The following is a 22,826-nucleotide window of genomic DNA, read 5'->3' on the forward strand; positions in this document are numbered from 1 at the left end:
AAATTAAAATTAGACGTAACTGCAAATTTACTAAAAAAACTAAAGCTTTATTTTATTTAATTAGGATTAACAACAATTTGTGAAGTTTCTTTATTTACCTGTGTTAATAAAGGGCTTCCTTTTGCCTCAATATCTTTAATGGCCTGATTATCAAAATGACGAATAGTATACAGATCTACTCCTGTTTGAACATCAATTCTAAATTCTTTTTTAAGTTCATTGTAAAAGGCGTCGAACTTGTTAAATTTATTATCAATACAAACAGAAAAACTGATGGCTGAATTCTGAATTACATTAACTTTTAATTGGTAATCGTGTAGTTTTTGAAAAATGTAACTAATATTATTTTCTACCATAAATGAAAAATCTAAAGCAGAAATAGAGACTAAAATTTGATCTTTTTTTACAATGAAACAAGGGATGTACGGCACCAACCTAGTTCCTTTAGAAACTCTTGTTCCTATTGTTTTTGGATTAATAAATGAACGAACTAATAAAGGAATTTCTTTTCTTTCTAAAGGTTGTAATGTTTTAGGATGAATTACAGACGCACCGTAAAACGCCATTTCTATAGCTTCTTCGTAAGAAATTTGCTCCAACAAAGTAGTTTCTGAAAAAACTCTTGGATCTGCATTTAAAACACCATCTACATCTTTCCAAATAGAAACACTTTCTGCATTTAAACAGTATGCAAAAATTCCTGCAGTATAATCTGATCCTTCTCTACCTAAAGTAGTCGTGTTTTCTGTATCGTTTGCAGCAATAAAACCTTGGGTAATATTTATTTTAGAAGTATCTACTTTTTTTGTAATTAACTCTTCTGTTAACTCCCAATCTACTTTTGCATCTCTATAATTACTATCCGTTTTTATATAGTTTCTTACATCAAACCAAATATTTTCTGTGCCACTTTTCTCTAAATATGCACTAACAATTCTTGTAGACAGAAGTTCTCCAAAACATATAATTTGGTCATAAACATAATTAAATCTTTGCGATGTATTTCTGGCTAAAAACCAACCTAATTCACCAAAAAGAATAGCAACATCTTTATAAATTTCATCTTCTTTATCAAAAAGAGAATCCATAATATTAGTATGAAATTCTTCTATGTAATTTAATTTACTAGGTAAATTTTCTTCTTTATTGTAGTAAGCATCAACAATTTCTTCAAAAGCATTCGTCATTTTACCCATAGCAGATATAACTACTAAAGTATCGTTAGCTCCTTCATTTTTTATAATACTGGCTACATTTTTTACACTTTCTGCATCTTTAACCGATGCTCCACCAAACTTAAAAATCTTCATTTTTAATTATTTTGAATAAATTTTGACAAATTTTCTTTGTTCATCTGCACAACAGACCAATCATTTAAGTAGGTTGCTCCTGTGCTTTTATAAAAGTTAATTGCATTCGTATTCCAATCTATAACTTCCCAAGCAACTCTATTAAAATTGTTTGCATGAGCATATTTTAAAACTGCAGAATACAGAGCTTTACCAGCACCAATTTTGCGTTTACTTTTAGTTACCATTAAATCTTCTAAATGTATTGTTTTACCTTTCCAGGTAGAGTAACGTTCATAAAACAATGCAATACCAATAACTACATTGTTTTCTTCTGCTACAAAAAATTTAAACTTAGGATTATCTGAAAAACCATCTTCTAATAAGTTGTTTACCGTAATCTCAACGGCTTCAGGTTCTTTTTCAAAAACAGCTAATTCTATAATTAAATCTAATAAAGATTGTACATCTTTCTCTTGTCCTATTCTAATATTAAAACTCATATTATAAAATTTTTATCAAAGATAGTTTTTTTGCTTTCGTCTAAAAATAATTTAGCTTTTTGAACATTTATTTTTGATTTGTTTAAATTTTTTACCAAATTAAAATCACTAATTGATTAACAAATAAAGTAACTTAAAATAAAAGTACTAACGAAATCGGTGTAGTACAGTAAATTTTTAGCATCTTTGTAAGACTAAACAATCATTTTTAAAAATGGCAAAGAAAAATCAAACTTTAGGTGAGTTTATTATTGAAAATCAAGATTCATTTAAATACACTTCTGGAGAACTTTCTAGATTAATTAACTCAATAAGATTAGCAGCAAAAGTTGTAAATCACGAAGTAAATAAAGCAGGTTTAGTAGATATTACTGGTGCTGCTGGAGACACAAACATTCAAGGTGAGGATCAACAAAAATTAGATGTTTATGCTAATGAAAAATTTATACAAACCCTTACTAAAAGAAATATTGTTTGCGGTATTGCAAGTGAAGAAGAAGATGATTTTGTTGCCATAAATAGTCAAGACGAAAACAACCAAAATAAATATGTAGTATTAATAGACCCTTTAGATGGTTCTTCTAATATTGATGTAAATGTATCTGTAGGAACTATTTTTTCTATATTTAGACGTGTAACTCCTGCTGGAACTCCTGTTAAAATAGAAGATTTTTTACAGAAAGGTAGCGAACAAGTTGCTGCTGGTTATGTGGTTTATGGAACCTCTACGATGTTAGTTTACACAACAGGTGATGGCGTTAACGGTTTTACATTAAACCCTGCTATTGGTACTTTTTACTTATCGCACCCAAACATGACTTTTCCTGAAGATGGTAGTATTTACTCTGTAAATGAAGGTAATTATATGGATTTCCCTCAAGGAATAAAAAAATATATAAAATACTGTCAGGAAGAAGAAGGAGAGAGACCTTACACAAGTAGATATATAGGTTCATTAGTTTCTGATTTTCATAGAAATATGATAAAAGGAGGTATTTATATGTATCCTAAAGGCTCTAGAAACCCGAATGGAAAACTACGTTTATTATATGAATGTAATCCAATGGCATTTTTAGCAGAACAAGCTAATGGTAAAGCTTCTGATGGCTATATAAGAACTATGGATGTTGAACCTACAGAACTACACCAAAGAGTACCTTTTGTTTGTGGAAGTAAAAACATGGTAGACAAAGTTGAGGAGTTTATGAGTGAGTTTGGAGAATAAATCATTTCTATTCAACTATAAATATTCAAACCACTTACTTCTTGTAAAACTATTTTTTAATGGTTAAATTTGTAAACGAAATTATTTTAATCACACTAAATATAAAAAATTATGGCTTTTGAATTACCTGAATTAGGTTTTGCATATGATGCATTAGAACCAAATATTGATGCAAGAACGATGGAAATACATCATACAAAACATCATAACGGATATACAAGTAAATTAAATGCAGCAATTGCTGGTACTGATTTAGAAGGAAAATCTATCGAAGATATTCTTACTAATTTAGACATGAGTAATGGTGCAGTTAGAAACAATGGAGGTGGTTTTTATAATCACTCTTTATTTTGGACAGTTTTAAACCCAAATGATAGAGGTTATTTATCTGGAGAATTAAAAGATGCTATTGAAGCCGCTTTTGGTTCTAAAGAAGCTTTTATAGAAGCTTTTTCTAAAGCTGCAGCAACTCAATTTGGTTCTGGATGGGCTTGGTTGTGTGTTTTACCTGGAGGAAAAGTAGAAGTTTGTTCTACACCAAACCAAGATAATCCATTAATGCCAGGTGTTACTTGTGGCGGAACTCCAATCTTAGGTTTAGATGTTTGGGAACACGCATATTACTTAAACTACCAAAACAGAAGACCAGATTATATAGATGCATTCTTTAAAGTAGTAAACTGGAATGAAGCTGAAAAGCGTTATGCCGCAGCAAAATAAATTTTCACTGTATCTATAAAGTATAAATGATATACAACACAAAAAGCATCCAAAATATTTTGGATGCTTTTTTATTAAATTTAATTCAAAACAAAGTACTTACTTCTTCTCTTTCTTAATTCATTCTGTCTTTCCAAATTCTATGATAAGCAGGATTTTCTTTTTCTCCTCTTTTTAATTCGTCCATTGCTAATTTAAACGCATTAAAAAGTTCTTTACCCTTAATTATATTATAAACAGCATCTTCTGGTCCGCCTCCTAATGCATTATATTTACCTGCTTCTTCTAATGATTTTGCTTTTGTAGAAAAATCCATTTGAAAATACTGTCCTGCCATTCTATAAGAAACGTTTGGAGCAAATGCAACAATCTTAACTATCGGGTTTAAACCAGAGGTTTTTAAATCGAAATCTAAATCTATAGTTACTGCAATAAGACCATCTAATTTTAATTGCTGAATAATTTTTTCATTTGTATAATCCGCAGGAAAAGTTGTTTTTATATCTTTAATATAATCTAAAGCACCAGTTCTAATTAACCTTTTAGTTCCGTAAGCACCTTTTTCAATAAAAGTACTAGTAACCGTATCTTTAATAGGTTTCATATCCTTATATGCTTTTGCGTTAATTACATCATTTACTGATACTACGTTTACACCAAGTTGGTTTAAATTACTTTTAAACTCATCATACAATTTATCTACAAAAGCTTGCCAAGAATTATCTGTTAACTTTGGAAACCACTTTTTTATAGTAGTTGTGGTAGTCGTGGTTGTTTTTATATTAAAATTTGTTTTTGAACTTGTGCTAACTGTAGTTTTCTCTTTATGTAAATTACCTCTTACTACAAATGATGAAATACCAATATTTTTCATCATTTTTATAGGTGGATTCATATATGGATTTGCTTTTACAATATTCACATTATATTCGCCTTCTATCGTTTTAAATTTACCTGAAGCTTTTGTGTTTTTATCCTTACTAAAAGAGTTTGATATTAAATTTCCGCCAACAATATCTCCTTTTACTAAAATTGGTGTAAAGTCTGAAAAAGTTCCTGTCTTTTGTATAACACCTATATCTGTATTATAAATCATTTGGTGCTTTGTTCTTATTACAGATAACGTATTTTTCTTAACAATTGGTAAAGGTGAGTTTTCAAAATTCTTAAAAGACTCTTTAGGGATTGTAATTGTATTTGTAGCCTTTGAAGGAATTAAATTTGAGTTTACCTTTAAACTCATAGCGCTAATAACAATATCTACATATAATTCAGAATCTAAATCTGTATCTCCTCCTTCTAATTCAATTACTACATCTTCAGTTCCATCAATAATAATATCTCCTCCTTTTTTTACTCCATTAACAGAAATAATTTTAAGTGGAGCAACAGGATCTAAGACAACATTTACTTTATCTCCATTAGAGCTTGTAATTTCTACTACTTGAGTTCCTCTCTTATCTGGACTAAATCCCTGAAAATAAGTTCCCATTCCTGCTTTTTCAAGCTTTGTTCCGTTCAATTTTACATCTCCATCTGTGTCTGCAAAACCAATGCCGTTATAATTAAAAAATACAAGTGATACTCCTTCTCCACAAGTTTCCCAACCAGGAGTTTTAGTAGCATAGTCTAGTTGATTTCTTGGAGCTAAACCAGATGCATAATTAATACCTAAAGCAACATCTTTTAAATTAGATTTTGGCCTTACTTTTAATAAACCTCCTACAGCCTTAGAAATTAGCTTCATCGGTTTTAATTTTCCAAAAACACTTTCTTTATGCACATAGCCACATTTATAAGCTTTCAATTCTTTTTTCTTTAAAAAGGATTGCCCATTTGTAGATAAAAACATAAATAGTAGACCAATTATAATAGTATTTTTTTTCCAATTTTCATTTTGTTGTTTTTTAGGTTTAAAATAATTACAAAAATAGATGCCTTTTCAACTCTAAAAAATAAGGCAAATGCCCTATTTTACTTCTACTAAGTTTTAATAAATTTTCTACTATAACTTCCTATTTTAGTTTTTACTTTAACAACATAAATTCCATTAGTAAGCATTGAAACATTAATACTATTTGCTTTAATCTCTTTATTTGAACACCTAAAAACCTCTTTACCTAATAAATTAAATATCCCTACAGCTTCAATAATTTGGTTTTCTACTTTGATATTTATAATATTTGTAGTTGGATTTGGGTAAATAGATACTTTTTCTAAAGTATTAAAACTCTCTTTATTTATACCCAAAGCACTCTGCTCCAACATAAACAATTCAAACCCATTGTTTCCATTATCAGCAGAAAAATATAAAATATCATTATGTTTAAAAAATATATTGGGATTACTTCCTCCTCGATATTGAATTTGTGATGGATTTATATCTTGAAACATTTTTGTTCCCTCATCAGAACCGTCTGACATCCATAATTCATAATCATATAAAGGGTTATTAGTTGGATCTTGTGGCGCATTAAAAAATACAAAGTCACCAATACTTCCAATATTTGTAATCTGTACACTACCCGAACCACTTACAATATCTTTTACCATTTGCGCACTAGATACTCCATTAGCTTTCCACAACTCTTTTCCATTTATTCCATTATTTGCAACAAAATAAAGTTTTCCGTTTACATCTGTTAAAGCAGAAGGATAACTACTTGCAGTTCCTGAATTTACATCAAATACTTGCTGAATTGTTCCGGAATAAGTGATTGCCCAAAGCTCTGTTCCTTTATTTAAATTTGGAGATTCTGCAGACAAATAGATTTCTGTTTTATAAATTATATTCGCTCCATTTCTATCTCCAATATCTCTAGAACCTCCTATTTTAAAATTAGACGGGTTTTTTAAATTTGTTTTAATCGTATTTGCTTCTGTACCGTCACTTTCCCATAAATAAGTACCACTGCCATCGAAAGCTGAAAAATAAAGTTTATTTAGATAAGAGTGAACAGTAAGATTATTAACATAACTACCTCCGTTTGTATTAATATCTTTTACTAAAACTGTTCCAGAATTTGAACCGTCAGATTTCCAAAGCTCAACACTTGACTCACCATTATTAGCCGCAAAAAATAATTCATTATTTAAAACTACTAATTTAGAATTGTTAATGCTATTTGAATTAGCTCCATTAATATTGGCTACAATTTTAGTGTTTGCTTTCGTACCATCTGTTTCCCAAAGCTCCATACCACTAGTTCCATTACTTCCTACAAAAAACAATTTATTATTAAGTATTGCTAAGTTACTATTTCCTAAACCATTTTCATTTCCTGGGTTTAAATCAAAAACATTAATCGTACCTGTTTCAGTGCCATCCGTTTTCCACAATTCGTTTCCTTTTTCTTTATCAGAAGCCATAAAATAAACTTCACCATTAAATTCTATAAAATTTTGAGGATTACTATACGCTGGCCCAATGTTTATATCTTTTAAAAGAGTTGGGGTTCCAGATTCTAAAAGCCAAAGCTCTCTACCATTTTCTCCATTATCGGCAGAAAACAAAACGTTATCTCCAAACTTAAAAAAATTTTGAACATTAGAAGAATTAGTTCCCTCTTTATTAATATCCTTTAAAATTTTTGTTCCAGATACTGTACCGTCAGATATCCATAATTCTTTTCCAAACCAATTCTTATCTGATGCTGTAAAAATTACATTCCCATTAAAATCAATTATATCTTCAATATTATTATCATCAAATTCTGGATGAATATCTTTTAATAGTTGGGTTCCAGATGCTGTACCATCAGTAACCCAAATTTCATAACCGTTACTATCATTTCCTTGAAAATACAACTTATTACCAGAAATCATATATTGTCCATTATGCCAAAACTCTTTAACATCGGTATTAATTTTTGAGGTACCTTCCTTAGTTCCATCTGAAAACCAAAAACTATTTCCGAAGTTAAAAAAGCACAACTTAGAGTTAAAAATAAAAAAACTTTTTACATTACTTTCTAAATCCATAACTTCTAAGGTACCCGATTCAGATCCATCGGATTTCCACAATTTTGTCCCATAAACAAAGAACAATTCGTTGTTAAAAACCACAATTGGTGTATTTGTAGAAAATGTACTTCCTGAACCCACATTAACATCTTTTACTTGTACAGTACCAGTTTCTGTACCATCAGTTTTCCATAATTCATTCCCTTGATTCGAATTACCTTTTGCTGAAAAATATATTTGATCATTCATTTTTATAAATCTCGAAGTGCCAAAAACAGAGAAATCTTTAATCTTTATAGTTCCAGATTCTGTCCCATCGGTTTTCCATAATTTATTTTCTGCCGTAAAAATCATTTCATCATTAATCGTATCATGAAAAGATTGAATAGAAGTGAATTTTTTTATTTTTCTAGTTCCAGATTCTGTACCATCGGTTTTCCAAAGGAAAAACTCATCATTATCTGCAGCAAAAAAGTACATAAAATTATTAGAAACAAATGGGGACAGAGTAGTCATACCACTTTCTAAACCAGGTATAAAATCTTTAAACAATTCTGTTCCAGATTCTGTTCCGTCGGTTTTCCATAATTCTTGCCCATGAATTCCATCATCTGCTATAAAATAAATAAGACCATTAAATTGAGTTTTACCTGTAGGATTACTTGAATAAGTACCTAAATTAATATCTTTAAGTAATACAGCTTGACAAAAACTATTAAGAAACGATAAGAAGAAAATTAAGAGTAATGATTTTTTCATAACATATTGATTTTAAAATTAATACTCCAAAAATCGAATATATGTCCATCAATTTCAATAAGGCATCTGCCGTATTTTTAAAACAAAAAAAGCATCCAGAATTGGATGCTTTTTAAAATTATAAGTTTTACAACTTAATATGCCCTTTCATCATTTCCTTCATAAAAGTTTATGAAAGCTTGATTTACAACTCTCATTCCACCTGGTGTAGGATAATCTCCTGTAAAATACCAATCTCCTAAATTATCAGGACAAGCTTTATGCAAACCCTCTACAGTTTGGTAAATCACTTCAACATCCGCATCTATATCATCCGTTTTTAACATCTGCGCTATTTTAGCAGAAACCTCTTCGGTTGTAAAAGAACTATAAATATCTTTTACATGATTTATAATTTCTTCATCATTTTTAGATTGTTGTTCTTTACATTTCTTATAAACATCGTCTACTATATGATACTTATTATGATCCTTAAGCAACTCTAAAGCTGCCTTAAAAGCGATAAAAGCCTCAATTCTAGCCATATCAATTCCATAACAATCTGGATATCTAATTTGAGGAGCAGAAGAAACTACAACTATTTTCTTAGGGCTTAACCTGTCTAATATTTTAATAATACTCTTTTTTAATGTTGTACCTCGAACAATACTATCATCAATAATTACTAAATTATCTGTAGGTTTTACAACTCCATAAGTAATATCGTAAACGTGTTCTACTAAATCATCTCTAGAACTATCGTCTGCAATAAAGGTTCTTAATTTAGCATCTTTAATAGCAATTTTCTCAAAACGAGGTCTTTCTGATAAAATTTCCGTTACCCTTTCTGCTGATAATTTTCCATCTCCAGCTAAAATTTTTGCTGTTTTTTGCTGATTTAAAACATCCTCTGCAGCTTCCGTCATTCCATAAAAAGAAGTTTCTGCTGTATTAGGAATGTATGAAAACACTGAATTTGATATATCTGAATCAATTGATTTTAAAATTTTTGGAAACACATATTTTCCTAAATTTTTACGTTCTTCATAAATACCTGCATCACTTCCTCTAGAAAAATAAATACGCTCAAATGAACAAGCTTTATTTTCTCTTGGCTCATTAACCTTCTTTATAGAAACCTTACCACTTTTCTTAATAATTAATGCATGACCTCTCTCTAATTCTTGAACTTTATCTATTTTAACATTAAATACAGTTTGAATAACTGGTCTTTCTGACGCTACAACTACAACCTCATCGTCTTCATAAAAATATGTAGGTCTAATTCCGTTAGGATCTCTTAAAACAAAAGCATCTCCATGCCCAACTAAACCTGCCATTGCGTAACCTCCATCCCAATTTTTAGAAGATCTTTTTAAAACTTTTTTTAAGCTTAAATTTTCTTCTATATAAGGGGATGCATCTCTTTTGCTAAATCCTTTTTTCTTAGCTTGCTGGTACAGTTTTGCTACTTCATCTTCTAAAAAATGCCCAATCTTTTCCATTACAGTTACTGTATCTGTAGCTTCTTTTGGATGCTGACCTAATTCTATAAGCTCTTCTAACATCTGCTTAGAGTTGGTCATATTAAAGTTACCTGCAACAATTAAGTTTTGGTGCCTCCAATTACTTTGACGTAAAAAAGGATGTACGCTTTCTATAGAATTTTTACCAAACGTACCATAACGTACATGACCTAAGAATAAATTTCCAACATAAGGCATATTTTCTTCTTGCCATGCTATATCATCTTTCTTATCTGGATTTTCCTCTAAAACACCATTTAATCGACCATTAATTTGCGCAAAAATATCTTGAATAGGTGTAGGTTTATTAGAACGTACTCTACTTATATATCTTGTACCTGGTTCTACGTTAAATTTTACACTAGCAAAACCAGCTCCATCTTGTCCACGGTTATGCTGTTTTTCCATTAATAAATACATTTTATTAATTCCGTAAAAAGCAGTTCCGTATTTATCCTTATAAAATTGTAATGGTTTTTTTAATCTAACTAATGCAATTCCGCATTCGTGTTTAATTGCGTCACTCATTTTAATGGGTTGTTTTGTTGTGTTTTATGTATAAAAAAATCCGCGTTTTTAGGCGCGGATTTTTATTTATGTTAACTCTATATCGAATTGTGTTAATTCTTTAAACGCTTGCAAGCGTGTTTTAACTTCGTCGGTTGTAAGCTCTTGCATTCGTTCTGTACCAAATTTCTCTACACAGAAAGATGCTAAATTAGAACCGTAAATAATTGCGTTCTTCATGTTTTCAAAAGAAATATCTTCTGTCTTCGCTAAATAACCGCAGAAACCACCTGCAAAAGTATCTCCTGCTCCTGTTGGATCAAAAACCTCTGCTAAAGGTAATGCTGGTGCATAAAACATTTTACCGTTGTTAAACAACAAAGCTCCATGTTCTCCTTTTTTAATAACTACATATTTAGGTCCCATTTTATGAATTTTCTTAGCAGCATTTACCAAAGAATATTCACCAGAAAGCTGACGCGCTTCTTCATCATTAATAGTTATTACATCTACTCTTTTTAAAACAGTATGTAAATCTGCTAAAGCAATGTCCATCCAAAAGTTCATCGTATCTAAAACTACTAACTTTGGTCTTTCATTCATCTGATCTAAAACAGACGCTTGGGTTAAAGGATGTAAATTACCTAACATTACAATACCTGCATCTTTAAAATTTTCAGGAACCACCGGTGTAAAAGTCTCTAAAACATTTAGCTCTGTAATTAAAGTATCTCTAGAGTTCATATCATTATGATATTTTCCACTCCAGAAAAAAGTTTTTCCTTCATTTACAATTTCAATTCCATCAGTATTAATTCCTTTAGAATTCATCATATCTAAATATGACTGTGGAAAATCTCCACCAACTACAGAAACAACTCCTGTTTTAACTCCAAACTGACTTGCGGCTAAACCAACAAAAGTTCCAGATCCTCCAAGAATCTTATCTGTTTTACCAAAAGGTGTTTCAATTGCATCAAATGCTACAGTACCAACTGCTAATAATTTGCTCATTTCTTAAATTTAATCAGTAATTTTGCACAATAAATGTACAAACCTTTTACAAAGGGCAAAAATAAGTTTAAAAAATGACTATCAAAGAAATACAAGAAGAAATTATTGATGAGTTCTCTATGTTTGATGATTGGATGGATCGTTATGAATATATCATAGAACTTGGCAAATCTTTACCAATAATTAGTTCTGAATATAAATTAGATGAAAATTTGATAAAAGGCTGCCAATCGAAAGTTTGGTTGTATTCTGAGCTAGAAGACGAAACTATTAAATTTACTGCGGATAGTGATGCAATTTTAACAAAAGGAATTGTGGCACTCTTATTGAGGGTTTACTCGAATCAAAAACCAGTAGATATATTAACTGCAGAAACTAACTTTATAGATGAAATAGGTTTAAAAGAGCATCTTTCACCTACTAGAGCTAATGGATTAGTTTCTATGGTAAAACAAATAAAAATGTACGCAATTGCGCAACAAGCAAGATTACAAAATTAAGAATTAAACAAATGACAGATAAAGAATTAGAAGAAATTGGAGATAAAATAATTAGAGTTGTAAAAACAATATACGACCCTGAAATTCCGGTAGATATATACGAATTAGGTTTAATTTACGATGTTTTTGTGTCCGATGAAAACAATGCTAAAATATTAATGACATTAACTTCTCCTAATTGTCCGGTTGCAGAATCTTTACCTAAAGAAGTAGAAGACAAAGTAAAAACTTTGAAAGAAATTAACGAATGTGAAGTTGAAATTACATTCGATCCTACTTGGACACAAGAAATGATGAGTGAAGAAGCAAAATTAGAATTAGGAATGCTATAATTTAGTTGGCAGTAGTTAGTAAACAGCAAGCGATTATAATATTTGCAGGTTTCTATTACTACCAGTTCGAGTAATTTTGATTTTTCTTCAAAATTATATCGAAATCAACTACAAAAATTAAACAAAATGGCAGAAGAAATTATAAATAGAGTTGCAAATAGCAAATTAAAAACTTTTGATCTTGAAGAAATTTATCCTAACGGAGAAAGAGTTTTATTTGATATTAAAGATTGGTTATTTGAAGAAATCATTTTAAAAGAAAAAGATTTTAGAGATTTTGTAAAAAACCATGACTGGTCTCAGTATAAAAACTCATTTGTAGCTATTTCCTGTTCGGTAGATGCTATTGTTCCTTCTTGGGCTTTTATGTTGGTTGCAGCAGAATTAATACCTTTTGCAAATAAAGTAGTTATTGGTAATTTAGAGTTATTAGAAACCGTAATTTATCAAGAATTAATTGGCTTCTTAGACTTAAGAGATTTTACTGATAAACCTGTTATTATAAAAGGTTGTGCAGAAAAACCAATACCAAACTCTGCTTTTGCTTTTCTGATTGAAAAATTACAACCGTTAGCAAAAAGCATTATGTTTGGTGAAGCATGCTCTACTGTACCACTTTACAAATCAAAAAAATAAATTATTTTAGAAGCTTAAAAACAAAGAACTTTGAAGAAAATTATTTTCCTTTTTTTCATATTATTCTCAGTAAATTTTTCTGCTCAAGAGCAAAATAAAGACACAATACCTGTTCCTAAATGGAAAATTCATGGAAGATTTGCTTTTGTGTTTAATCAATCTTCATTCTCTAATTGGGCTTCTGGAGGTGAAAATACAATAGCAGGAAATATTGATATTAATTATGATTTTAATTACAAAAAAGACAATATAAACTGGGATAGTAGAATAATAACAGGTTATGGTTTAAGCCATTTAAGTGAAAAAGGTTGGAGAAAAACCAACGACCGTTTTGAGTTTAACTCTTTGTTTGGTTTTAAAACTACTACTTATTGGTTTTTGTCTTTTTTAACCAATTTTAAATCACAATATTCAGATGGTTTTGACTACAAAAAAGAACCTAAGGTACTTGTATCTGAACTTTTATCTCCTGCATATTTAACATTCGGCCCCGGTTTGTTGTGGAAGAAATCTGATAATATAAATTTAAATATTGCTCCAGCCACAGCTAGATATACCTTTGTAAATGAAGCTTTTTCCGGAAAATTTGGTGTAGAAGAAGGTAAAACCACAGCTTTTAGTTTAGGTTTTAACCTTTCTAGTTATTATAAATTTAGCTTAATGGAGAATATTGAAATGGAAAATATCTTAACAATGTACTCAGATTATTTAGCTAATGTTGGAAATATTGATATCGATTACCAAACTAATATTCGTTTTGTAGTAAATAAGCATATTAAAATGCATATGACTTTCCATACCATAATAGATGACAATTCTTCAAGCAAAATTCAATTAAAACAACTTTTTGGCTTAGGAATTAATTATACTTTTCATGAAAAAGTGACTTATTAATATTTTTATTGTCTAATCAATTAAAGTGTATTTTTGCACCCAAATAAAAATGAAAAAAAATGAAAAAATTATCAATCTTAATTTTATTTGCATTTGTTAGCTTATCTGTAAACGCACAAACTGCAGAAGAGTTAAAAAAAGAACAAGCTCCTAAAAAAGCTAAAATAGCTAAATTACAAGGAGAAGTAGATGCCTTACAAGCCAAAATAAATGCTCTTCCTGGATGGAGAAAAGGTGCTTTTGGTACTATTGGAGCTAGTATTTCTGGCTTTAACAATTGGTATTCTAGATCTGCCCCTACAGCTTCTGCTGGTAATATTGGAGTTACAATAAACGCCTTTGCTAACTTAATTGAAGAAGATTATTTCTGGAGAAACTCTGCTGCTGTAAATTTAGGTTGGGTAAAATTAGATGAAAAAGGAGTAGCTGGAGATGAAGGTTTTGATGCTGCAACAGATGTGTTTACAATTAGCTCTTTATACGGTAAAAGATTAAACAAAAAATGGGCACTTTCTGGATTAGCAGAATACAGAACAACCATAATAGATAACTTTAATGACCCTGGATATTTAGATTTAGGTGTTGGTATGACTTGGACTCCAACAAACAACTTAGTAGTTGTTATGCATCCTGGAAACTACAATTTTGTTTTTAGTTCTGGAGATACTGTTTTTGAATCTTCTTTAGGTGCAAAAATTGTAGCTGATTACACTAAAAAATACGGTAAACTAAGTGTTAAATCTAATTTATCTATGTTTCAAAGTTATAAAACATCAGATTTATCAAACTGGACATTTACAAACTCTCTTGGTTACACAATCTGGAACGGAATTGGTGTTGGTTTCGAATTAGGTCTTCGTAAAAATAAACAAGAAGCTTTAAACAATGCTTTAATTACAGATGTAAATTCAACATTTAGTAATGTAGATAATAAATTACAATCTTATTTCTTATTAGGCTTAAGCTATGCCTTTTAATTTTAAAAAAATTCTAACAAAACCTCAAAAAGAAATTTTTGAGGTTTTTTATTTTAACTACTTTTACATTCTAAATTTCTGTTAATGACAATTTTAATAATTTACGCAACAATTTCTATTTTCTTTTCTTTTTTATGCTCTATTTTAGAAGCAGTTTTATTAAGTATAACACCTACTTTTATCAACCTTAAAAAAAGCGAAGGTTTAGATTATGCTAACGAATTAGAAACATTAAAAAAGGATGTAGACAAACCTTTAATAGCCATTCTAACCATTAATACTATTGCCCATACTGTTGGTGCAATTTTAGTAGGTGTACAAGCAAAAGTTGCATATGCAGAAATGTATGGAACTGCAGTAAAATCTATTTTTGGAATTAAAATTACCGAAGATGTTATGGTAGGTGTTGTTTCTACAGTAATGACAATTCTTATTTTGGTTGCATCAGAAATAGTACCAAAAACAATTGGTGCAACTTACTGGAAACAACTTGCAAACTTTACTTCTAAAGCTTTAAAAATAATGATATTCCCATTAAAATGGACTGGTGTTTTATGGGTTTTACAATTAACAACTAAATTAATTGGAGGTAAAGGTCATGGAAGTGTTTTAAGTAGAGAAGGGTTTTTGGTAATGACTGAAATGGCTGAAAAAGATGGCGTTTTCAAAGAGAATGAAAGCAAGGTTATTAGAAATCTACTTGGATTTAAAAACATAAAAGTAAATGATGTAATGACGCCAAGAACAGTTTTAGAAATTGCAGATGAAAGCCTTACCATTAAATCTTTTTATAACGAACATAAGAATTTACCTTTTTCTAGAATTCCTGTTTTTACAGAAAATCCAGATGCTATCTCTGGTTATTTCCTTAAAGACACATTATTAGAAGCTATTATTGATGGTAAAGGAGATGATACACTTGCTACAATTAAAAGAAATATTTTAATAACTGAAAGAGATTTATCTATTCCTGATTTATTTGACAAGCTAATAAAAGAAAAAGAACACATTGCACTAGTTGTAGATGAATATGGATCTGTGAGTGGTATCGTTTCTCAAGAAGATGTTATAGAAACCTTGTTAGGTTTAGAAATTGTTGATGAGAGCGACTCTGTAACAGATTTACAGGCTCATGCAAAAAAATCTTGGAAAAATAGAGCTAAGAAAATGGGCATTACTAAAGAAGGAAATTAAAGAGTAAAAATAATTTAACCCACAAATTTCATAAACCTTGTGGGTTAAATAAATGATTATTCTTCCTCTTTATATTCGTAATATAAAAAATCGTTATAAGGAAAACGTTGTATATGAATTTTCTTTACTTCTTCGTATGTTTTCTCTTTAAAATCTTCTAAATTCTCTTTATTTAACGCAGAAATAAAAATAGATTCTTTGTTCAAATCATTCATCCAAGTTTTTTTCCAGTCTTCTAAAGTATAATGTTCTTTTCCTTTTTCGGTTACTAAATCATCTTCTTCAATAGTTTCATGAGAGTAAGCATCAATCTTGTTAAATACCATTAAAGTAGGCTTATCCGCACATTTAATTTCTCCTAAAATTGTATTTACAGATGCAATATGATCTTCGAAATTTGGATGAGAGATATCAACAACATGTAACAATAAATCGGCTTCACGAACCTCATCTAAAGTAGATTTAAAAGATTCTACTAGTTGTGTTGGTAATTTTCTAATAAACCCAACAGTATCTGTCATTAAAAAAGGAATGTTTTTAATAACCACTTTTCTTACTGTAGTATCTAAGGTTGCAAAAAGTTTATTCTCAGCAAACACATCACTCTTACTAACAACATTCATTAATGTAGATTTCCCAACATTTGTATAACCTACCAAAGCAACTCGCACCATTTTTCCGCGATTCTTACGCTGAACGGCCATTTGCTTATCAATAGTTAATAATTTCTTTTTTAGAATGGTAATTTTATCACGAATAATACGTCTATCTGTTTCTATTTCTGTTTCACCAGGTCCACGCATTCCAATACCACCTTTTTGCTTATCAAGGTGTGTCCATAATCTAGTTAAACGTGGTAGTAAATATTGGCATTGCGCCAATTCTACCTGAGTTTTTGCAGAACTAGTTTGCGCTCTTTGTGCAAAAATATCTAAGATTAAATTGGTTCTATCTAAAATTTTACAATCTAAAACTTTCTCGATATTACGTATTTGAGCTGGTGATAATTCATCATCAAAAATAGCGGTACCAATTTTATTCCCTTCAATATAACCTCTAACTTCTTCTAACTTACCTGCACCTAAAAAAGTTTTAGGATTTGGTTTTTCCATTTTTTGAACAAAACGTTTTACAGTAACTCCTCCTGCAGTTGACGTTAAAAACTCTAACTCGTCTAAATATTCTTCAGATTTTGCTTCGTCTTGTTGTTGCGTTATAACACCTATTAAAACTGCTTTTTCTGATATGGCTTCTTTTTGATCTATCATACAATGCAAAAATACAAACATTCTTATTCTTAAAACCAAAAAAACCTCAATACAAATTGAGGTTCATTTAATTAATTCAAATCATCTTACTTTTTCTCCTACTATTTCTTTCTAAAAGCTAATTATTATTAGTACAAAAATAATTAACTTCTATATAGATTGGGGTTTACTTATGTTATAAAAACATCTCTTCTAAGTTATGTTTTTGCTCTAAAAATTTACTTATTTTTACAATTAAACCTATTTTATGTTTCCTTCTATTTCTTCTTCTAAACAAAAACAAAGTATTACAACTATTGGTTTTTATAATGTTGAAAATCTTTTTGATACTAAAGACGATCCTTCTACTGCAGATGATGATTTTACACCAAAAGGAAAGAAACAATGGACTTACAAAAAATATAAAATAAAGATTAAAAAACTAGGTTCTGTAATTTCGCAACTAGGATTGAAAAGGTCTAAATACCCGCCAGCAATTGTTGGTTTAGTGGAAGTAGAAAATGCTAAAGTTGTTAATGATATTGCAAATTCATCATATTTAAGAAAACATCATTATGGTTATGTTCATCACTGATTCTCCAGACGAACGTGGTATTGATGTTGCTTTGCTATATAACAAAATTGCCTTTGAATTATTATCTTCTAAAACCTATCCTATTTTTTTAAAAGACGATAAAGGAGACAGAGATTACACAAGAGATATCTTAAAAGTTAGTGGAAATTTACATGGCGAATTAATTCATATTTTGGTAAATCATTGGTCTTCTAGAAGAGAAGGTGCTAAAGAAAGCGAACCTAAAAGAATTATAGCAGCAGAAACTTTAAGAGGTCTTATTGATACTATTAAAGAAAAAGAAATGGATGCAAAAATTATAATTATGGGCGATTTTAACGACGACCCTAATAGTAAAAGCGTACAAGAATATTTGGTAAAAGATGATTTTTACAATCCGATGGAAAGCTTATTGGATGTAAAAAAACTAGGAACCACAACTTATGATAAAAAATGGAACCTCTTCGATCAAATTATTTTCAGTAAAAATTTTCTAGAAAAAAAGAAGGTAAATTGTATTTTAAACATGCAGAAATTTTCAATAAAAAATGGCTAAAAATATTTAAAGGAAAATTAAAAGGAAGTCCTTTTAGAACTTATATTGGACCTTGGTATCAAGGTGGATTTTCAGACCATTTTCCTGTATATGCTTTTTTAAAAAAGGACGATAAAGTTTGATTCTTCCTGAAAGAAAACTAATCCTTACCAACATTCTTAAAAGCTTCTCTTAATTTTTCATCATTTAAAATGTATTTTTTGTATTTACCATCTTTATATCTGTAATAAATAAAAAACGGCATAAATAAAAAAGAAAAATAAAAGACACCTAAACCCATTACAATTTGTGCTTTTTCATGTTCTACATTCACCAAATATAAACCTGTTGCCATCCAAATTAGAAAGATAACAAACATTATTTTTAACGCTAATTTCATACTGTAAATTTACAAAAGTTATATTTTTGAAGGATGAAGAAATTAATTCTTTTCTTAATAATTATATTTGGCTGTAAATCCACTCGAAATACATTTAAAAACATGGACAAAAAAATTGTGATTGCACATAGAGGTGCTTCTGGTTATTTACCCGAACATACATTAGAAGCAAAAGCAATGGCACATGCAATGAATGTAGATTTTATTGAACAAGATTTAGTATTAAGTAAAGATGATGTAGCTATAGTAATTCATGATATTTATTTGGATGATGTAACTGATGTTGCTACAAAATTTTCTGATAGAAAAAGAGAAGACAACCGATATTATGTAATCGATTTTACGTTTAAAGAGTTAAAAACACTACAAGTTACAGAACGATTCAATCCAAAAACAGGAGAACAAGTATTTAAAACTCGTTTTCCAATTTGGAAAGGAAATTTTAAACTTCATTCTTTACAAGAAGAAATTGAATTAATACAGGGTTTAAATAAATCTACCGGAAAAAATATTGGTATTTATCCTGAAATTAAAGAACCTGAATTTCATAAAAAAGAAGGAAAAGACTTAACTAAAGTCGTTTTAAAAGTTCTTGCTGATTATGGTTACAAAACAAAAAAAGACAATTGTATTTTACAATGTTTTAATGCTTTAGAATTAGAACGAATTCGAGTAGAATTAAAGTCTGAGTTATTTTTAGTTCAGCTGATGGAATTTTCAGAAGAAACCAAAAAATTGAAACATTTTGCAACTTATGCAGACGGAATTGGACCTTGGTACAAGCAAATTTTAGATAAAAAAGTTGATGGTAAATTTACATTTACTTCTTTAGTTTCTAATGCTCATAAATTAGGCTTAAAAGTACATCCTTATACTTTTAGAGCAGATGCTTTAGCAGAGTTTTCTTCTTTTAAAGAAATGATGCAAACACTTTTAATTGATGTAAATGTTGATGGTGCTTTTACAGATTTTCCTGATTTGGTTGTAGAGTTTCTTAAATAAAAGCAATTCTCATAAACAGACCAATTTACCCCTTTAAAATTAAAGGAGAAAGTATTAAAAAAACTAAAAAACCGGTTAAGAGCAAAGAAATAATTAACGGTTTTGTAATTTCTTTCTTTTTATAAATTAAATCTTTTCCTAAATATTTATTCCAAAAAATTCTGATAAAATGGTATATCCAATTAAGTTTAAAATTAAAGTCGTTAAAAAACTCTTTGGTAAAAAATTTAGAAGAAAATAAACAAAAATAGTATAAATAATACTAAAAAAAAGTACCTGAATCCTTTCTTTTGGCTTTTTCATCACCTTTAAATTGTACATCAACAAAACTGCACCAAAAATTGTACTAAAGAATATTGTAAAACCTCGTATTGCATTTTTAGAATACAATGTTGATTGTTCAAATTCATTAAAAGCGCCTTCGTTAGAAGTAAATTCTTTTTCTAAAGAAGCTGATTTTAATTCTTTTTCTGCAATAACCTCTTCGTTTAATTCAATTTCACCTTCTACTATTAAGTTTCTTTTTTCTAACTCCCAAATAACCGCTTGCAAAGCTTCATTTGTGTAATTCTCTTTTTGATCAATGATTCCTTCTAACTCCACATTAGATTTCAGTTTCATATTTCTCGAAAAACTATTACTCTTCATTTTTTCTTAATTTTAAGCAGTAACTTCAATCAATTTATTTCTATAAGCAGTAAGTAATTTCGATTTAGAGATAAAACCAACATACTTATCATCTTTTACAACAGGTAAATTCCACGCATCACTTTCTTTAAACTTTTGCATAACTTGAGCTACAGAATCATTATAAAAAATAATTTCTGGTGCAGATTTCATAACTGTTTCTACAGTAACTTTATCATACATTTCGGTATCGAACATTATAGATCTAATATCATCTAATAATACAATTCCTAAAAATTGTTTTTCTTTATTGATAACAGGAAAAATATTTCTAGTAGAATGTGCAACTGCCTTTTTTAGCATTTCCCCCAATGTCATCTCTGGATTTACTACTTTAAAATTCTTTTCGATAAGCTTATTAATCTGCATCATCATTAAGACATTTTTATCTTTATTATGTGTAATTAACTCACCTCTTTTTGCTAATTCAACTGTATATATAGAATTGGATATAAAGTATTTTGTAAATGCAAAACTAATAGCTGCAACCAACATTAAAGGCACAAACAAATCATAACCTCCGGTAATTTCTGCTATTAAGAAAATTGCTGTTAAAGGCGCATGTAATACTCCTGCCATTAAACCTGTCATACCAATTAAAGTAAAATTACTTTCAGAAACATTACCTCCCAATGCATTAATAATCTTCGCAAATACATTACCCAATGCAGAACCCATTACTAAAGTTGGGATAAAAATACCACCAACTCCACCAGCAGCAAAAGTTGTTGTCATTGCAATTGCTTTAAAGATGGTAATTAAAAGTAAAAATGTAATTACAATCCAAACATTTGTAAAATCTACTTGATAAGGAATCTCTTTTAAAGCTCCTAAAGTGTTGCCTTGCAAAAGATTATTAATTAATCCGTAACCCTCACCGTATAAAGGCGGAATTAAATACAACATAACGCCAATTGCTAATCCGCCAAAAATTAATCTGTGAATTGGTTTTTTTATCCTTTTAAAAAAATTAGTGATTCGAAAATAGATTTTCGAAAAATAAACAGAAGCAACACCAGTTCCTAATCCCAATAAAACATAATAAAAAATGTCTTTAGATTGAAAAGCATCAACTAATTTAAAACCCAACAAAGCATCTTTTTCAAAAAAGAAATAAGAAGTCATTACAGCAGAAACAGATGCTAATAATAAAGGAACTAAAGATGCAAACGCTAAGTCTAAACTAAAAATTTCTACTGCAAAAATAATGGCTGCAACTGGCGCTTTAAACATAGAAGACATTGCACCAGCAGTTGCACAACCAATAAGTAACATTCTAGTTTTAGTGTTCATATGAAAAACTTGGGCAACATAAGACCCCAAAGCTGCACCTGTGCTCACTGCTGGCCCTTGTAAACCTGCAGAACCACCAAAACCAACGGTTATTGGCGCTGTAATTAAAGAAGCATACATTTTGTACTTTTCTATAATTCCGTTTCTTTTAGAAACTGCATGTAACGTGGTAGAAATACCATGACCAATATCTTTTTTTATGATTTTAGTTTTAATGTAATACACCAAAACCAAACCAATAATCGGAAAAATAAAATACAATGAGTAATGAATGTCTTTAATAAATTTACCTTCTAAAACATCATGAAAAAAGAAGGTTAAATTTTTTAAGATAGCCGTTCCTAAACCTGCTAATAAACCAACCAGAATACTTAAAACATATACAAACTGTCGTTCGGAAATATATTTATATCTCCAAATTAAAATCCTTTTTAAAAACTTGTTTTTTGTTGGCAATTTTATCTTTTTGGTTTCAATAACTACATTGCTTTACTTTAAGTAAAACAGTGTTATTAATATAGTCTTTGGGCTGTTTAATCTACTAAATTTCTTACAATTCTGTTTTTTTAATTCCAGTAACTGTAATTCCGTGTGTTGTTAACGTCTTTACTTTATCAGGATTATTGGTTAACATTTTTACAGATTTAACTTTTAAGAAATCTAAAATTTCTGCAGCAACTGTAAAATCTCTTCCATCTTTTATAAAGCCAACTTTCTCATAAGCTTCCGCTTGCGAAATACCTTTTTTCTTGTGTTCTATACTTTTAATCAATGCAAAATGCCCGTTTCCTTTTCCTTCTTGCTCTAACCAAATTACAATTCCTTTTCCTGCTTTCTGAATTAACTGTTGAGAAATTTCCATTTGTTCTCTACAATCACACTCTATGCTATTAAAATGATGTGCAAAAATACAAGAAGAATGAACTCTACATAACACATCTTCTTCACCATCAACATTGCCCATTACCAAAGCATGCGATTCTTTTTGACCGTTATAAAATAAGGTTTCTTTAAACTCGCCAAACTTTGTTTTAATATTCGTTTCTGCTAATTTTACAATCATCTTATTG

Annotated in this window: 21 protein-coding genes and 1 pseudogene; 11 read left to right on the forward strand and 11 right to left on the reverse strand. The window is 29.5% G+C overall.

The genetic code is table 11. From position 1 onward, the window contains the following. Positions 1-56 precede the first annotated feature (56 nt). Together N5A56_RS12750 and N5A56_RS12755 are read right to left on the reverse strand one after the other, a co-directional pair. Positions 57-1,310, reverse strand: a complete 1,254-nt coding sequence (locus N5A56_RS12750) for an aspartate kinase (protein WP_265725786.1) — start codon at positions 1,308-1,310, stop codon at positions 57-59. Positions 1,311-1,312: 2 nt separating this feature from the next. Next, positions 1,313-1,792 carry a GNAT family N-acetyltransferase gene (locus N5A56_RS12755; protein WP_265725787.1) on the reverse strand — a complete coding sequence of 160 codons (480 nt, stop codon included), beginning with the start codon at positions 1,790-1,792 and terminating at the stop codon, positions 1,313-1,315. Between the two features lie 214 nt (positions 1,793-2,006). On the opposite strand from N5A56_RS12755, the gene fbp reads away from it, so the two are divergent. Beyond that, the gene (fbp, locus tag N5A56_RS12760) at positions 2,007-3,017 is read left to right on the forward strand and encodes a class 1 fructose-bisphosphatase (RefSeq protein WP_265725788.1); all 1,011 of its coding nucleotides are present in this window, start codon (positions 2,007-2,009) and stop codon (positions 3,015-3,017) included. A gap of 111 nt (positions 3,018-3,128) precedes the next feature. Then, positions 3,129-3,737, forward strand: a complete 609-nt coding sequence (locus tag N5A56_RS12765) for a superoxide dismutase (RefSeq protein ID WP_265725789.1) — start codon at positions 3,129-3,131, stop codon at positions 3,735-3,737. Positions 3,738-3,852: 115 nt separating this feature from the next. On the opposite strand, the gene N5A56_RS12770 is transcribed toward N5A56_RS12765, so the two are convergent. The 4 genes from N5A56_RS12770 to N5A56_RS12785 form a co-directional block, all read right to left on the reverse strand. After that, the gene (locus N5A56_RS12770) at positions 3,853-5,589 is read right to left on the reverse strand and encodes a hypothetical protein (protein ID WP_274270457.1); all 1,737 of its coding nucleotides are present in this window, start codon (positions 5,587-5,589) and stop codon (positions 3,853-3,855) included. Between the two features lie 131 nt (positions 5,590-5,720). Beyond that, complete coding sequence (locus N5A56_RS12775; RefSeq protein ID WP_274270458.1) at positions 5,721-8,459, reverse strand: T9SS type A sorting domain-containing protein; 2,739 nt, start codon at positions 8,457-8,459, stop codon at positions 5,721-5,723. Positions 8,460-8,593: 134 nt separating this feature from the next. Next, positions 8,594-10,492 carry an amidophosphoribosyltransferase gene (locus N5A56_RS12780; protein ID WP_265725792.1) on the reverse strand — a complete coding sequence of 633 codons (1,899 nt, stop codon included), beginning with the start codon at positions 10,490-10,492 and terminating at the stop codon, positions 8,594-8,596. Between the two features lie 66 nt (positions 10,493-10,558). Beyond that, a complete protein-coding gene (locus N5A56_RS12785; RefSeq protein ID WP_265725793.1) occupies positions 10,559-11,485 on the reverse strand; it encodes a PfkB family carbohydrate kinase in 927 nt (308 codons plus the stop codon). Between the two features lie 74 nt (positions 11,486-11,559). Here N5A56_RS12785 and N5A56_RS12790 point away from each other — a divergent pair, with 74 nt between their 5' ends. The 6 genes from N5A56_RS12790 to N5A56_RS12815 all read left to right on the forward strand — a co-directional run bounded on the left by N5A56_RS12790 (position 11,560) and on the right by N5A56_RS12815 (position 16,018). After that, entirely contained in the window at positions 11,560-11,985 is a 426-nt protein-coding gene (locus tag N5A56_RS12790; RefSeq protein WP_265725794.1) for a SufE family protein, read from the forward strand. Positions 11,986-11,996: 11 nt separating this feature from the next. Then, on the forward strand, positions 11,997-12,317 hold the full coding sequence (locus tag N5A56_RS12795) for an SUF system Fe-S cluster assembly protein (RefSeq protein ID WP_265725795.1): 321 nt from the start codon (positions 11,997-11,999) through the stop codon (positions 12,315-12,317). A 126-nt stretch (positions 12,318-12,443) separates the two neighbouring features. Further along, a complete protein-coding gene (locus tag N5A56_RS12800) occupies positions 12,444-12,953 on the forward strand; it encodes a DUF2480 family protein (protein ID WP_265725796.1) in 510 nt (169 codons plus the stop codon). Positions 12,954-12,983: 30 nt separating this feature from the next. Next, positions 12,984-13,847 (forward strand): DUF3078 domain-containing protein, encoded by an 864-nt coding sequence (locus tag N5A56_RS12805; RefSeq protein ID WP_265725797.1) that lies wholly within the window; start codon positions 12,984-12,986, stop codon positions 13,845-13,847. Between the two features lie 59 nt (positions 13,848-13,906). After that, positions 13,907-14,824, forward strand: coding sequence for a DUF3078 domain-containing protein (locus N5A56_RS12810; RefSeq protein WP_265725798.1), 918 nt, complete (start codon positions 13,907-13,909; stop codon positions 14,822-14,824). Positions 14,825-14,908: 84 nt separating this feature from the next. Next, on the forward strand, positions 14,909-16,018 hold the full coding sequence (locus tag N5A56_RS12815; protein WP_265725799.1) for a CNNM domain-containing protein: 1,110 nt from the start codon (positions 14,909-14,911) through the stop codon (positions 16,016-16,018). Positions 16,019-16,074: 56 nt separating this feature from the next. Here the strand turns inward: N5A56_RS12815 and hflX are convergent, their stop codons facing one another. Beyond that, positions 16,075-17,286 (reverse strand): GTPase HflX, encoded by a 1,212-nt coding sequence (gene hflX, locus N5A56_RS12820; RefSeq protein WP_265725800.1) that lies wholly within the window; start codon positions 17,284-17,286, stop codon positions 16,075-16,077. A gap of 247 nt (positions 17,287-17,533) precedes the next feature. On the opposite strand from hflX, the gene N5A56_RS17505 reads away from it, so the two are divergent. Further along, complete coding sequence (locus N5A56_RS17505; RefSeq protein ID WP_337994804.1) at positions 17,534-17,860, forward strand: endonuclease/exonuclease/phosphatase family protein; 327 nt, start codon at positions 17,534-17,536, stop codon at positions 17,858-17,860. After that, positions 17,847-18,517 (forward strand): annotated as a pseudogene (locus N5A56_RS12825) (endonuclease/exonuclease/phosphatase family protein). Before N5A56_RS17505 ends, N5A56_RS12825 begins: the two are co-directional and overlap by 14 nt. Positions 18,518-18,534: 17 nt before the next feature. Here the strand turns inward: N5A56_RS12825 and N5A56_RS12830 are convergent. Continuing rightward, on the reverse strand, positions 18,535-18,753 hold the full coding sequence (locus N5A56_RS12830) for a hypothetical protein (protein WP_274270459.1): 219 nt from the start codon (positions 18,751-18,753) through the stop codon (positions 18,535-18,537). A 54-nt stretch (positions 18,754-18,807) separates the two neighbouring features. Between N5A56_RS12830 and glpQ the strand changes: the two genes are divergently transcribed. Continuing rightward, positions 18,808-19,776, forward strand: coding sequence for a glycerophosphodiester phosphodiesterase (gene glpQ, locus N5A56_RS12835; protein ID WP_265725802.1), 969 nt, complete (start codon positions 18,808-18,810; stop codon positions 19,774-19,776). A 138-nt stretch (positions 19,777-19,914) separates the two neighbouring features. Here glpQ and N5A56_RS12840 read toward each other — a convergent pair whose 3' ends face one another. The 3 genes from N5A56_RS12840 to N5A56_RS12850 all read right to left on the reverse strand — a co-directional run bounded on the left by N5A56_RS12840 (position 19,915) and on the right by N5A56_RS12850 (position 22,819). Next, complete coding sequence (locus N5A56_RS12840; protein WP_274270460.1) at positions 19,915-20,397, reverse strand: hypothetical protein; 483 nt, start codon at positions 20,395-20,397, stop codon at positions 19,915-19,917. Positions 20,398-20,436: 39 nt separating this feature from the next. Continuing rightward, positions 20,437-22,212: a chloride channel protein gene (locus N5A56_RS12845; RefSeq protein ID WP_265725804.1), complete on the reverse strand. Its 1,776-nt coding sequence runs from the start codon at positions 22,210-22,212 to the stop codon at positions 20,437-20,439. 94 nt (positions 22,213-22,306) lie between these two features. Then, positions 22,307-22,819, reverse strand: a complete 513-nt coding sequence (locus N5A56_RS12850) for a GTP cyclohydrolase II (protein ID WP_265725805.1) — start codon at positions 22,817-22,819, stop codon at positions 22,307-22,309. Positions 22,820-22,826 lie beyond the last annotated feature (7 nt).

The sequence above is a fragment of the Polaribacter ponticola genome, from assembly GCF_026191475.2.
Taxonomy (GTDB): Bacteria; Bacteroidota; Bacteroidia; order Flavobacteriales; family Flavobacteriaceae; genus Polaribacter; species Polaribacter ponticola.